At 53.0% G+C, this 13,383-nt stretch carries 11 protein-coding genes; 7 read left to right on the top strand and 4 right to left on the bottom strand.

Features of this window, described 5'->3' with window-relative positions; all coding sequences use genetic code 11:
- Nucleotides 1-37: 37 nt before the first annotated feature.
- From endA to metK, 4 genes are all read right to left on the bottom strand, one after another.
- On the bottom strand, nucleotides 38-742 hold the full coding sequence (endA, locus tag V2154_RS18475) for a deoxyribonuclease I (protein WP_353503368.1): 705 nt from the start codon (nucleotides 740-742) through the stop codon (nucleotides 38-40).
- Between the two features lie 115 nt (nucleotides 743-857).
- Nucleotides 858-1,373, bottom strand: coding sequence for a SprT family zinc-dependent metalloprotease (locus V2154_RS18470; RefSeq protein ID WP_353503367.1), 516 nt, complete (start codon nucleotides 1,371-1,373; stop codon nucleotides 858-860).
- Nucleotides 1,374-1,462: 89 nt separating this feature from the next.
- Nucleotides 1,463-2,857 (bottom strand): sugar porter family MFS transporter, encoded by a 1,395-nt coding sequence (locus V2154_RS18465; RefSeq protein WP_353503366.1) that lies wholly within the window; start codon nucleotides 2,855-2,857, stop codon nucleotides 1,463-1,465.
- Between the two features lie 454 nt (nucleotides 2,858-3,311).
- The gene (metK, locus tag V2154_RS18460) at nucleotides 3,312-4,463 is read right to left on the bottom strand and encodes a methionine adenosyltransferase (protein WP_353503365.1); all 1,152 of its coding nucleotides are present in this window, start codon (nucleotides 4,461-4,463) and stop codon (nucleotides 3,312-3,314) included.
- A gap of 921 nt (nucleotides 4,464-5,384) precedes the next feature.
- Between metK and speA the strand changes: the two genes are divergently transcribed.
- The 7 genes from speA to V2154_RS18425 all read left to right on the top strand — a co-directional run bounded on the left by speA (nucleotide 5,385) and on the right by V2154_RS18425 (nucleotide 13,381).
- Nucleotides 5,385-7,367 carry a biosynthetic arginine decarboxylase gene (gene speA / locus V2154_RS18455; RefSeq protein WP_353503364.1) on the top strand — a complete coding sequence of 661 codons (1,983 nt, stop codon included), beginning with the start codon at nucleotides 5,385-5,387 and terminating at the stop codon, nucleotides 7,365-7,367.
- 185 nt (nucleotides 7,368-7,552) lie between these two features.
- Complete coding sequence (gene speB, locus V2154_RS18450) at nucleotides 7,553-8,476, top strand: agmatinase (RefSeq protein ID WP_353503363.1); 924 nt, start codon at nucleotides 7,553-7,555, stop codon at nucleotides 8,474-8,476.
- A 208-nt stretch (nucleotides 8,477-8,684) separates the two neighbouring features.
- Nucleotides 8,685-9,584, top strand: coding sequence for a GntR family transcriptional regulator YhfZ (gene yhfZ / locus V2154_RS18445; protein ID WP_353503362.1), 900 nt, complete (start codon nucleotides 8,685-8,687; stop codon nucleotides 9,582-9,584).
- A gap of 45 nt (nucleotides 9,585-9,629) precedes the next feature.
- On the top strand, nucleotides 9,630-9,980 hold the full coding sequence (locus tag V2154_RS18440) for a PRD domain-containing protein (RefSeq protein ID WP_353503361.1): 351 nt from the start codon (nucleotides 9,630-9,632) through the stop codon (nucleotides 9,978-9,980).
- Between the two features lie 94 nt (nucleotides 9,981-10,074).
- Nucleotides 10,075-11,241 (top strand): YhfX family PLP-dependent enzyme, encoded by a 1,167-nt coding sequence (locus tag V2154_RS18435; RefSeq protein ID WP_353503360.1) that lies wholly within the window; start codon nucleotides 10,075-10,077, stop codon nucleotides 11,239-11,241.
- A complete protein-coding gene (locus V2154_RS18430) occupies nucleotides 11,238-12,494 on the top strand; it encodes a phosphopentomutase (protein ID WP_353503359.1) in 1,257 nt (418 codons plus the stop codon). Before V2154_RS18435 ends, V2154_RS18430 begins: the two co-directional genes overlap by 4 nt.
- Nucleotides 12,491-13,381 (top strand): phosphotriesterase-related protein, encoded by an 891-nt coding sequence (locus V2154_RS18425; protein WP_353503358.1) that lies wholly within the window; start codon nucleotides 12,491-12,493, stop codon nucleotides 13,379-13,381. The genes V2154_RS18430 and V2154_RS18425 overlap by 4 nt, the downstream gene beginning before the upstream one ends.
- Nucleotides 13,382-13,383 lie beyond the last annotated feature (2 nt).

The raw sequence follows: 13,383 nt of genomic DNA, 5'->3' as shown, positions 1-13,383 counted from the left end.
GCTGTCCTTAAAGTCTTCAGTAAGTGGGTATCTTAGGTTAGCCCTTTTGCTGCATGCAAGCCTGCTGCACGTAAGGATTATGATTTCCCTGTACTTGTGCAATGCGATTATCGCGTAAGCATTCCCACGAGGTCACCGGATACTGCTTGTTCCACGCGGTAAATAGCTGAGTCTGCTGGCGCGATAAGTTGAGCTGGTAGCGATCGCGCATATAAAAATAGGTGCGGGCAATGGCACCACGGGCGCGGGCTGGCGGCTCGGCGGCCTTGGCTTTGAAATCCACCTTCATCTCGCAGCGACCGTATTGGCCTTCGCCACCGTTCCACTGGCTGTACATAAAGTTATTGCGGTCGCCATTCACCTCGCCAATCGCCGGTTGCAGGTTATGCAGGTCAGTTTCAATTTGGCGATAGCCCGCGTCTTTCGCGCAGCTTTTGCGCCCGCCGTCCTGCCAGCACTGGCGTAAGTGGCCGAATTGCCAAGCTGGCATCACGTGCTCCCACTCAATGCGTTCCGCACGAGACAGATTCTTGCGTGGCTGATAGCCGCAGGATTTCAGGTCTGGCGTGCCTTTCTTACCTTGCCAATTGATGTCGCAGCCGCAGTAAAAGGTCGGCGCGCCCTGATTGATCTTCACCGCCTCGGCCTTGGCCTGGCTGAAGTTGTTAATGCCTTTGCTGATGGCGAGAAAAGGGAAAAATGCGGCGATGAGCCCCAGTGAGGCAATGAATTTGCGAGACATATTTATGATTAACCTGGTGTGCAAAGCAATCTGATGCGAAAGGCGGGCAGGGTACCCAAAGCTGGCGGGGCTGACAATCAGGAAATGCTGATTTTATTGTTTAATAATCAAACGATTAACCCGATCCTTTGACGTGAAATCTTAGCAGTTCGCCACAGTGGCGACAGCGATATTCCGACTCTTTGCGCATGACGCGGTTGTGGCGTCTGACCGTCAACTGGTGCTCCTGACAGGCGCAGAGATAAGGGTAGGTTTTGCTTTGAACCGAGGCCGTTTCGAACTTATGGGTGCGACTGGCGGAAACGCCGAGCACCTGTTCCATCATCCAGCGCCACTCTTTGCCGTGGGGCGCGGCGGCGCGGCCAAAACGCCGGTAAACCAACAGGTGCGCCAGCTCGTGCGGCACCACTTCGTCAATAAACGGCTGCTGGTTTTCAATCAGTAAGATTGGGTTAAGGCGGATTTGCCAGTGTTGCAGGTAGGCACTGCCCGCACTGGTTCCACGCTGCTGATAGCTGATTTCTGGCTCTGAATAGTCAGTACCGAAATAGGCGTTAGCGAGCTGGAGTTTTTCCCGCAGGCAGCGCATAACGGCTTGTTGCAGGGCGATAGGGAGGCGTGGGTTTTTCATCAGGCGAAGAATAAATCGCGGCGCGGGGAGATGCAAACAGTTAGTGAAAGCTCCCCCCGACGGACGGGAGGAGCCGTTTTATGACTTATTTATTTACCGATGTCGCGCAGTGCTTCGCCTTTCATCAGATTGCGTTCGATGTGTTCCAGAGAAACGTTTTTCGTTTCAGGAATCAACGCAATGGTGATGAAGATGAACACCACGTTCAGCGCGGCGTAGACCCAGAAGGTATTGGCGTTGCCGAGGCTGTCCAGCATGGTCAGGAAGGTGGCACCGACAATCATGTTGGCAATCCAGTTGGTGGCGGTGGACACGGTGATACCAAAATCACGACCGCGCAGCGGCTGGATTTCAGAACAAAGTACCCAAATCAGCGGACCGGCGCTCATCGCAAAACCGACGATAAACATCAGCAACATGGCGATGGAGAAGTATTTCGCCGCGTCGGATTCTACGCCGATATGCAGCATGGTGCCGAGAATACCCATACCCAGCGCCATCACCAGGAAGCCCAGTTTCAGCGTAGGTTTACGCCCCCAGCGGTCAACCAGACCAATGGCGATAAAGGTGGCGAGAACGTTAACCAAACCGACGATCACCGTGCCCCACATCTGCTGAGACGTGCTGGCAAAGCCCGCGATCCCGAAGATTTTTGGCGCGTAGTACATGATGACGTTCATCCCGGTGAACTGCTGCATTACCTGCAACAGGATGCCGAGGAACACCGCGCGGCGGAAGTTCTTGTTACTGGTGAACAGGCCCCAGCCACTCTGTTTGATCTTCAGGCTTTCGCGGATTTCATCCAGCTCGTTTTTCGCTTGAGCACTGCTATCACGCAGTCTTTCCAGCACCCGTCGCGCCTTGTTGTCATCGCCACGCGCCGCCAGCCAGCGTGGGCTATCCGGCAGGAAGAACACGCCAATCAACAGCAGCAGGGCAGGAATGGTGATCACACCCAGCATCCAGCGCCATGCGCCAGTGTAGCTGAAGGCGGTGTCAGACAGGTAGGCTGCCAAGATACCGATGGTGATCATCAACTGGTACATGGAGATCATGCTGCCGCGGATTTTCTCTGGCGCGATTTCTGACAAATAAATTGGCGCGGTGTAGGAGGCAATACCCACTGCCAGACCCAATAATACGCGTGCGACGATCAGCACCTCGGTATTAGGCGCGAAGGCAGAGCACAGGGAGCCGACCACGAACAGCACGGCGCCAATCATCAGGCTGAATTTACGACCAAGGCGGAAGTTCAGCCAGCCACTGCCGATAGCACCCACGGCTGCACCAAACATCATCGAGCTGACCACCCATTCTTGCTGGTGGCTGGTGATTTGGAATTCATGACTGATGAAGGGAAGAGCGCCAGCGATGACCCCGATATCAAGGCCGAACAGCAGCCCCGCTAGTGCAGCGAGAAAACAGACAAAGAAGGTCACGCTTTTATTCGAGCGTTTCCCTTTGCTAGACGTTGAGTTACTCATACTGCCTCCGAAAGATAGCAATAATGCTTAGCTTGTTATGTTATTTACCCTTGCCCACGCATAAAGTGAGCCGGATCACAGCGTTGTAATCGTTTACACTTATCGAATCAATTGCATATCAGGTTCGTAAAGCTTTTGCGAGGAGCCATGCCGGGGAAAGGGTTTGCGTTGAAGAGTAATACGGAATTCTTTGACTTTAATCAATCAGTATTGACTTATAAGTCACTGATTTTAACTATAATCCCATGATTGTAAAGAAATTATAATTTGTAATCGCTTCCATTTTAATGATTTTTTCGCTTGCCACCCCGGTATTCGCTTTTTAGTGTAGTCGCTAATGCTTAGTGCGCTTAGTTTACGGCGCAGGGTAACCGGCAGGGGGCGATGAAAATTCAGGCATAAAAAAGCCCGATGCGTTAACACCGGGCTATTTGCACTCTGTAATGAAAAGCGATTACAGGTTGGCGGCTTCGCGCAGTTGCGCTGCCTTGTCAGTTTTTTCCCAAGGGAAGTGCTCGCGGCCAAAGTGGCCGTAGGCTGCAGTTTCTTTATAGATTGGGTGCAGCAGGTCCATCATCTGGATCAAACCGTATGGGCGCAGGTCGAAGAATTCACGCACCAGCAGCGTTAACTGCTCGTTGGAAACTTTACCGGTACCGAAGGTTTCAACCATGATTGAGGTAGGTTCTGCTACGCCGATAGCGTAAGAAACTTGGATCTCACAACGGTCTGCCAGGCCCGCTGCCACGATGTTTTTCGCCACGTAGCGCGCAGCGTAGGCCGCAGAACGGTCAACTTTAGACGGGTCTTTACCAGAGAACGCCCCACCGCCGTGACGCGCCATGCCGCCGTAGGTATCAACGATGATTTTACGGCCAGTCAGACCACAGTCGCCCATTGGTCCACCGATAACAAAGCGGCCTGTTGGGTTGATGTGATATTTGGTGCTGGCGTTCAGCCATTCTGCTGGCAGAACGGGCTTGATGATCTCTTCCATCACGGCTTCTTGCAGGTCTTTCAGCGCGATGTCTTCAGAGTGCTGAGTCGACAGTACAACGGCGTCGATACCGACGATTTTGCCTTCGTCATACTGGAAAGTGACCTGGCTTTTCGCATCCGGGCGCAGCCATGGCAGCGTGCCAGATTTGCGAACTTCAGCCTGACGCTGAACCAGACGGTGTGCATAAGTCACGGGTGCAGGCATCAGCACGTCGGTTTCATTGGTCGCATAACCAAACATCAGACCCTGGTCGCCTGCGCCCTGTTCCAGCGGATCAGAACGGTCAACACCCTGATTAATATCAGGAGATTGCTTACCGATAGCGCTGAGAACGGCGCAAGAGTTGGCGTCAAAGCCCATTTCTGAATTGACGTAACCAATCTCACGGATGGTCTGACGGGTAATTTCTTCTACGTCTACCCAGGCGCTGGTGGTGATTTCGCCACCTACTAATACCATGCCGGTTTTAACGTAAGTCTCACACGCCACGCGTGCTTTTGGATCTTGCTCTAAAATCGCGTCGAGGACGGCATCGGAGATTTGGTCTGCGATTTTATCTGGATGTCCTTCTGAAACAGATTCGGACGTAAAGAGGTGTTTAGCCATTATCTTCTTTACCTTCATACGACGGGTTAGAAATCACTGCATAGCGATGGGAACACGGCAGATAAAGAGTCCGGCTCTTATATCGTCGAATGCATCCTGCACGTCCCCACAAGGCAAAGACCTTCAGCAGTTTGACAGTTAATCCACAACATCGTGTAAGAATAATCCATAAGAAGGATATAGACGGATTAACATCTGGACGGCTATTTTAGGATAGCAGCTGTTACAAAAGCCAGTCATTTTTGTGATAGAAGTAGCCATTATGTGCGGCTTTAGCGTGACATTCACGGATCGAAACAATCCTCTGCGCAATTTCATTTTGCAATTACAGCGGGTTGTCGGTATAACGGCCCGCGCACTGAATGTTTCATTCATCCAGCGTATTCCAGTGTTTACTGTTTCTCAGCAAGACTGCCCGCCGGTGATGCGTGGCACGTGTGGAGGTGGTTAGATTAATGACCCACTTTTTACCGTTTGTAACATTTCTACAGCATCCCCTGCAGGCCGGTTTAATTGCTGCAGCACTCCTTTCTGAAAAATTTCTGTCATCTATCCGATGTTATAAACAGCTGGTCCGTCATTCGGCAGCGTTTAGACAGCCTGACTATAGACAGCTCAGTCCAACATTTCTGAGCGCTACTCAGCGACATCGGGCCGGTTAATATCTTTTCTCCCGTTAAAACTGACGTAGCCCGCCATTGAGGGGCGATAGCCCTATGGGTGGGTTCTGGCTCGTTCACCGGAGTCCGGCATCATGTTTACAAGCAAAAGAATTCTATAATCATATGAGTGATAAACAGTTTGCGAACGCGGCTTTGCAGGGTTTTCTCCTGTCGCAAAGCCCGCTGTTTGGGTTGTTCTCACTTGTTGTTACTGCGATAGTGGCTGGCGATGTGGTCAGTGTTACAAGAGGATTTACTTATGTCTGATGACATCCAGTCCCACCGTCCGTCACATGCGGGCGATTCTGTTTCTTTGCGCTCCATGCAGGAGGTTGCCGTGAACGATCGTGATGCCAGCAAAATGCTGCGCACTTACAACGTTGCCTATTGGGGTAACAATTATTATGACGTCAACGAACTGGGCCACATCAGCGTCTGCCCGGATCCAGATGTTCCGTCTGCCCGCGTGGATTTGGCGAAGCTAGTAAAAGATATGCGCGAGCAGGACGGCCAACGTCTGCCAGCGCTGTTCTGTTTCCCACAAATTTTACAGCACCGTCTGCGCTCGATTAACGCCGCGTTCAAACGCGCCCGTCAGTCCTTCGGCTATGAGGGTGATTACTTCCTGGTTTATCCGATTAAGGTCAACCAGCACCGCCGCGTCATTGAATCACTGGTTGAATCCGGTGAGCCGCTGGGTCTGGAAGCCGGTTCTAAAGCCGAGCTGATGGCCGTTCTGGCCCACGCAGGCATGACCCGTTCGGTGATTGTTTGTAACGGCTATAAAGACCGCGAATACATTCGTCTGGCGTTGATTGGCGAGAAGCTGGGCCACAAGGTTTACTTGGTTATCGAAAAGATGACTGAGATTAAGCTGGTGCTGGAAGAGGCTGAGCGCCTGAACGTGATCCCACGTCTTGGCGTGCGCGCGCGTCTTTCCTCCCAGGGTTCCGGCAAATGGCAGTCGAGCGGCGGCGAGAAGTCTAAATTCGGTTTGGCGGCCTCGCAGGTTCTGCAACTGGTTGAAATGCTTCGTGAGGCTGGGCGTCTGGAAAGCCTGCAACTGCTGCACTTCCATTTGGGTTCCCAGCTGGCGAACATCCGTGATATCTCCACTGGCGTACGTGAATCTGCCCGCTTCTACGTCGAGCTGCACAAGCTTGGCGTGAACATTCAATGCTTCGACGTGGGCGGCGGCCTCGGCGTGGACTATGAAGGGACGCGCTCCCAGTCAGATTGCTCGGTCAACTATGGCCTGAACGAATACGCTAACAACGTGATTTGGGGTATCGGCGACGCCTGTAATGAGCACGGCCTGCCGCACCCGACGGTGATCACTGAGTCTGGCCGCGCCGTGACTGCGCACCACACCGTGCTGGTGTCCAACGTGATTGGCGTTGAGCGCAACGAGTTCCGTGATCCGGTAGCGCCGGGTGACGACGCGCCGCGCGCTCTGAGCAGCATGTGGGACACGTGGAATGAAATGCATGATCCGGAAAATCGCCGCTCTCTGCGCGAATGGCTGCACGACAGCCAGATGGACCTGCACGACGTCCATAGCCAGTACGCGCACGGGATTTTGGATTTGACTCAGCGCGCCTGGGCTGAAGATATCTATCTGAATATTTGCAATATGATTCAGGATCAGCTGGATCCGAGCAACCGCGCGCACCGCCCGATCATTGATGAGCTGCAAGAGCGCATGGCGGACAAGCTGTACGTCAACTTCTCGCTGTTCCAGTCAATGCCGGACGCGTGGGGTATCGATCAGCTGTTCCCGGTTCTGCCACTGGAAGGGTTGGATAAACCGCCGGTAGGCCGCGCGGTGCTGCTGGACATCACCTGTGACTCCGACGGCACCATCGACCATTACATCGACGGTGACGGCGTGGCGACCACCATGCCAATGCCGCCGTATGATCCAGAGAACCCGCCAGTGCTGGGCTTCTTCATGGTCGGCGCTTATCAGGAAATCTTGGGTAACATGCACAACCTGTTCGGTGATACCGCCGCGGTTGACGTGTTTGTCTTCCCTGATGGCAGCATTGAAGTTCAGCAATCAGACGACGGCGACACCGTGGCTGACATGCTGGAATACGTGCAGCTGGACCCTAATGTGCTGCTCGCCCGCTTCCGCGATCAGGTGAAAGAAACCGATCTGGATGAGGCTCTTCAGGCGCAGTTCGTCGAAGAGTTTGAATCCGGCCTGTACGGTTACACCTATCTTGAAGAAGACGAGTAAGGCGGCTGATATTCCGGCTTGAAGGTAAGCCGGAATAGGGTAAAATCCGCGCCATTAGCAAGACATATTGATTCTGAAGATCCCTTCCTCGTCGGGTAAACGACGCGGTGGGGATTTTTTTTCATCTATACTTCACCACTCCGTCATGGCTGCCGCCCTGCGGCGTAGCAAAAGAGGATCGTTTAATGAGCACTTTAGGTCATCAACCTGATAACTCCCTGGTTTCCAACGCGTTTGGTTTCCTGCGCTTCCCACTGAATTTTCAACCTTATGAAGCTGATGCTGATTGGGTTATCACCGGCATTCCTTTCGACATGGCGACTTCTGGCCGTTCTGGCGCACGTCTTGGCCCGGCGGCAATTCGTCAGGTATCTGTGAATCTGGCGTGGGAAGGCAAACGCTGGCCGTGGGATTTCGACCTGCGTGACCGTCTGAAAGTGATCGACTGCGGCGACGTGGTGTTCAACTTTGGCGACGCACAGGACCTGACCGACAAGCTGCAACAGCACGCTGAAAAAGTGCTGGCCTCCGGCAAACGCATGCTCTCTTTCGGTGGCGACCACTTCGTGACTCTGCCACTGCTGCGCGCCCACGCGAAGCACTTTGGTAAAATGGCGTTGGTGCATTTCGATGCCCACACCGACACCTACTCTAACGGCAGCAAATTCGACCACGGCACCATGTTCTTCCATGCGCCGAACGAAGGTCTGATCGATCCAAACCACTCGGTGCAGATCGGTATTCGTACTGAGTTCGACAAGGATCTGGGCTTCACCGTGCTCGACGCCGCGCAGGTTAACGATCGCACCGTTGACGACATTCTGGCGCAGGTTAAGCAGATCGTTGGCGATCTGCCGGTGTACCTGAGCTTCGACATCGACTGTCTGGATCCGGCACATGCTCCAGGCACCGGCACCCCGGTGATTGGCGGCCTGACCTCAGATCGCGCGCTGAAACTGGTTCGCGGCCTGAAAGATTTGGATCTGGATATCGTCGGCATGGACATCGTTGAGATTGCCCCCGCTTATGACCAGTCGGAAATCACCGCGCTGGCTGCCGCCACTTTGGCGTTAGAAATGTTGCACGTACAGGCTTCTAAAAAAGCGTAATTGTTTAAGCTAGAAAGCTAAGCTATTGCAAAATAAGCTGTTTTGAAGCCCGGTCTTTACCGGGCTTTTTTTCTTTGTGATCTTCGCCTCACTATAAGTTTTTCCTCTTTGATTAATACCTTCAAATAAATGAATATTTAAATCATCAAATTGTTGAAGATTTTTATGTTATTTTCGACCTCTCTAGTGCGTCGCGGAAATTGCCAAAATGAGTATGACATTCATCAAGAAAGAAGGTATTGCCCTCGTTAGCCTCGCCAGATATTTGCTGGTTATGAAAGGAGGCGAGCGTCTTAGAACCATTGATGAGATGTCGGATGAATTCTCGCTATCAGTCGGAGTGGTGCAGAACGCGCTGAAAACCCTGGAAGCGAACGATTCAATCAAGCTTGAGCGTCGCGGGCGTAACGGCACCATTTTGAAAGAACTGGATATGTCCAAGCTGCTGCAACAGGCGGATTTAGGCAATCTGGTTTGCGCCATGCCGTTGCCGTACACCAAATTATATGAAGGGCTGGCCAGTGGCCTGAGATCGCAATTCACCACTTTGCCGCTGTTTTTTGCCCATATGCGCGGCGCCGAAGTGCGTATCAACTGCCTGATCGAAGGTATTTATGATATCGCCGTGGTGTCCCGTCTGGCGGCTGACAGTTACATCGAGCAAGGCAAAGTGGTGACGGCGGTGAATCTTGGTCCGCGTTCATATGTCGATGGCCACCAGTTGATTTGCCGCCAAGGGGCATCGGGCGAAATTCGCCGCGTAGGCTTTGACCCAAGCTCCCCTGACCAGCGGCTGCTGAATGATATCGCTTTTGCTGGCAAAGAGGTGGAGTGGGTCGAGACGCCTTATAGCGAATGTTTGCGCCATATTGAAAACAACATGATTGATGCCGCGATTTGGAACGTCAGCAATGCCCAGCCGAATCCGATGCTGGAAGCCCACCCGCTGACCGGCGATCCGCGTTATCAGCAGGCGTCGGAGGCGGTGATTTTGGTGCGAAAAGACAATGCGCCGATCCTGCGATTGCTCACCACCCTGGTGGACACTTTTGCCCTGTTGAATCATCAGCAGGCCGTTGAACGAGGCGAGATCGAACCTCGTTATTAGTTTTTAGACTACAGGCGCTTAGGTGCTATACACAAAGAGGAAGTTATGGAAACAAGACTCGCTATTCTGGCCGAGGCCGGGGTGATTGATGAAGACATTCATCAGGCAATGAGATTAGTCACATTGCGTCTGGAGCGTCACTGGCAGTTGCCGGTGAGAACCGAGCAGGGGATTTTGGCACTGACCCACCTGGCTAACGCCGTGATGCGTGCGCGTCGTGGTGAAGAGATTCAGGGCATTGATGACGAACTGCGCGCCGAGCTGGAAAGTCTGGAAGAATTCAACCAGATAGCCGTTATCCATCAGGACGTAATGGGCCATTTTCCATTGAATGTGCCGGAGCATGAAGTGGGTTACCTGCTGGTGAACATTGCGGGTTTGTATCAGAACCGCTAAGCGAGTGGCACTGACAAGTTGTCGCTATTTTTCACGATTTAAATATTCAAAAAAATGATTATTTAGACTGTAAGCAGAAAGGGAAAGCCAACTCATGTTTTTACACGCTTTGGAAAAACAGAATCCAGCTCTCATCGACGCCGCCGTCGCGCTGTGGCGCAAAGGCGAAATTGCACCGGATACCTGTGTGATTGATGTCGATCAGATGCTCAGTAATGCCCGACTTTTGCTGGCCGAGGCAAAGCGTTTAGGCATTACGCTCTATGCGATGAGCAAGCAGGTCGGGCGCAATCCGCATCTGTGCCGTTTGCTGATTGAAAGTGGTTTTACCGGCATTGTGGCGGTGGATTTTAAAGAAGCACGCCAGCTAATGCGCCACGGCATTCCGGTTTCTCACGTGGGGCATCTGGTTCAGCCGCCGGAAAGCATGATTGCCGAAGTGCTACGCCATCGCCCGGAGGTGGTAACGGTATTTTCGCTGGAGAAAGCCCGCAGTATTTCTGCCGCGGCCCTTGAGGCCGGGATTGTGCAGCCGTTGCTCTTAAAGGTTACTCATGCCGGTGACGCTTTGTATAGCGGCCAAGAGGGCGGTTTTGAACTTAGCGAGCTGCCGCAGGTTGTGGCGCAATTAAATACGCTGGCGGGCGTGAGCATCGCCGGTGTGACGCACTTCCCGTGCATGCAGTATGACCCTAAACAGCAGCGCACCGTGCGCACCGCCAACATGGACACTCTGCTGTCGGCTCGCGACATTTTGGTCGAGCAGGGCGTGGACGTCATCCACGTCAACGCCCCGAGTGCCTCGAGCTGTGAAACCTTTGCCGAGTTGGCACAGTTGGGTGTCACTCACGCCGAGCCGGGCCACGCCTTAACCGGCACGACGCCAGCTAACCAGCGCGGCACCTGTCAGGAAAAAATTGCCATGCTGTATCTCACCGAGGTATCGCATCAGTACGAAGGGCGCGCTTACTGCTTTGGCGGCGGATATTACCGCCGTGGCAATCTGGAGAATGCGCTAGTCATTGACGGGGATGACCGCCGCCGCGACCGCGTTATCGCACCGGACATGACCAGCATCGACTACTGCTTACAGCTTACCGAGTCACACCCTATCGGCAGCGCGGTGGTGATGTGTTTTCGAACCCAAGTGTTTGTCACCCGTAGCGATGTGGCATTGATCAGCGGCGTTTCAACCGGAAAGCCGGTGTTAATCGGCCTGTACGACAGTGTGGGTAATTCCATTAAGGCGGAGGCGAAATGAGTAAATATATTGTTTTGGTGATCGACAGTTTCGGTATCGGTGAGATGCCCGATGTGCCAGACGTTCGCCCGCAGGATATCGGTGCTAACACCTGTGGTCATATCCTTGAACGCCTGCCTGAACTGAATTTACCCGTGATGCGCAGTATGGGTTTGATGAATGCGCTGGGCTATCCGGTGGGTTGTATGACCCCTTCTGAGACCGCGACTTTTGGCCGTATCGGCTTGCAGCACGAGGGCGGAGACACCTTCGTCGGCCATCAGGAGATCATGGGCACGCTGCCATTGCCGCCGTTGACCATGCCGTTCTCGGCGGTGATTGATGAAGTCGAACAGGCATTGCGGTTGAAAGGTTTTGTGACAGAACGTATTGTTCTCAACGATTTAAGCTACCTGTGGGTGAACAACGCGGTGGCAATTGGCGACAATCTGGAAGCCGATGTAGGTCAGGTTTATAACATCAGCGCCAATTTGTCGCAGGTCAGCTTCGCGCAAACGCTGGACATTGGCCGCTGCGTTCGCGCCTGTGTCAAAGTCGGGCGGGTGATTGCTTTCGGCGGTGAAATCGACGATAGCAGCTCGATTCGCGATGCTGCCGAAGTGCGCGATGGTAAATACATTGGCATCAACGCGCCGCGTTCCGGTTTGTATCGCAAAAACTTCCAGGTGGCCCATTTGGGTTACGGCGTTGACGAAAAGACTCAGGCTCCGGCGAAATTGCACGATGCAGGTATCAAAACGGTACTGGTGGGCAAAGTGGCGGACATTGTCTCCAATGAGCATGGTACGAGTTACATGCAACTGGTTGACTCGCAAACCATTCTCGACATCACGCTACAAGAAATCAGCCAGTCGGGCGACGCTTTTATTTGTACTAACATTCAGGAAACGGATTTGGCAGGGCATGCAGAAGACGTGGAGCGTTACGCCGATCGCCTGCAAGTCGTCGATAAGTCGCTGGCGCAGTTTATTGACGCCATGCAGCCTGAAGACTTACTGGTGGTGATTGCCGATCACGGCAATGACCCAACCATTGGCCATAGCCGCCATACCCGTGAGCAGGTTCCCTTGTTGGTCTATCAACATGGATTACCGCCGGTTGAGCTGGGCTGGCGCACTACGCTTTCAGACGTAGGCGCTAGCGCCTGTGACTTTTTCGGCGCTGAACCGCCGCAAAACGGTCGCTCTTTCTTGCCTTTAATGTCGCTTAAAACCACGACGAGTACTTCGCCAACACCGGAGAAAAAACCATGATCAATCCACTGGGATATACCTATGCTCACGAGCATTTGCATATCGATTTGTCCGGTTTTAAGGACAATATCGACTGCCGTTTAGATCAGTACGAACCTCTGTGCGCCGAGATGCGCACTCTGGTGAGCAAAGGCGTGCTCAATATTGTCGAAGTGACCAACCGCTATATGGGGCGCAATGCTCAGTTTATGTTGGATTTAATGCGCGATACCGGCATTAACGTTTTGGCTTCAACGGGTTATTACACCGACAGCTTCTATCCGGGCCACGTGCGTAATACCAGCGCCCAGCAGTTAGCGGCAGAAATGATTGGTGAGATTGAAAACGGTATCGATGGCACTGCGCTTAAGCCTTGTGTCATCGCCGAAATCGGCACCAGCGAAAACCTGATCACCGATGATGAGGCCAAAATGTTCCACGCTGCGGCGCTGGCTCATCATGCAACAGGTTTGCCGATTTCAACCCATACCAGCTTCAGTACCATGGGGCCGGAGCAGGTCGTGATGCTGGAAAATCATGGCGTTGCGTTAGAGAATGTGGTGATTGGTCACTGTGATCTGAAAGACGATCTGGACCAAATTTTCCGTATGCTCGACAAAGGCGTTTATGTACAGTTCGACACAATCGGTAAAAACAGCTACTTCCCGGACACCCGTCGGGTCGAAATGCTGCACGCGCTGATTGAACGCGGATTCTGCGACAAAATCATGTTGTCGATGGACATCACGCGTCGTTCTCATCTGCAAGCCAATGGCGGCAGTGGCTTTAGTTATTTGGTTGATACTTTTGTTCCCATGTTACTCGGCGCGGGCATTACTCAGCGTCAGGTTGACACTTTACTTCGCGATAATCCGGCGACTTTCTTTGGTCGTGCCGGCGCACTCTGAGC

The sequence above is a fragment of the Ewingella sp. CoE-038-23 genome (assembly GCF_040419245.1).
GTDB classification, from domain to species: Bacteria; Pseudomonadota; Gammaproteobacteria; order Enterobacterales; family Enterobacteriaceae; genus Ewingella; species Ewingella allii.
Note: the sequence above shows the minus strand (reverse complement) of the source record. Positions and strands in the feature narration are given on the sequence as shown.

Coding starts and splice junctions, on each gene's coding strand:
- endA (WP_353503368.1), bottom strand. CDS start 742: ATGTCTCGCAAATTCATTGCCTCACTGGGGCTCATCGCCGCATTTTTC.
- V2154_RS18470 (WP_353503367.1), bottom strand. CDS start 1,373: ATGAAAAACCCACGCCTCCCTATCGCCCTGCAACAAGCCGTTATGCGC.
- V2154_RS18465 (WP_353503366.1), bottom strand. CDS start 2,857: ATGAGTAACTCAACGTCTAGCAAAGGGAAACGCTCGAATAAAAGCGTG.
- metK (WP_353503365.1), bottom strand. CDS start 4,463: ATGGCTAAACACCTCTTTACGTCCGAATCTGTTTCAGAAGGACATCCA.
- speA (WP_353503364.1), top strand. CDS start 5,385: ATGTCTGATGACATCCAGTCCCACCGTCCGTCACATGCGGGCGATTCT.
- speB (WP_353503363.1), top strand. CDS start 7,553: ATGAGCACTTTAGGTCATCAACCTGATAACTCCCTGGTTTCCAACGCG.
- yhfZ (WP_353503362.1), top strand. CDS start 8,685: ATGAGTATGACATTCATCAAGAAAGAAGGTATTGCCCTCGTTAGCCTC.
- V2154_RS18440 (WP_353503361.1), top strand. CDS start 9,630: ATGGAAACAAGACTCGCTATTCTGGCCGAGGCCGGGGTGATTGATGAA.
- V2154_RS18435 (WP_353503360.1), top strand. CDS start 10,075: ATGTTTTTACACGCTTTGGAAAAACAGAATCCAGCTCTCATCGACGCC.
- V2154_RS18430 (WP_353503359.1), top strand. CDS start 11,238: ATGAGTAAATATATTGTTTTGGTGATCGACAGTTTCGGTATCGGTGAG.
- V2154_RS18425 (WP_353503358.1), top strand. CDS start 12,491: ATGATCAATCCACTGGGATATACCTATGCTCACGAGCATTTGCATATC.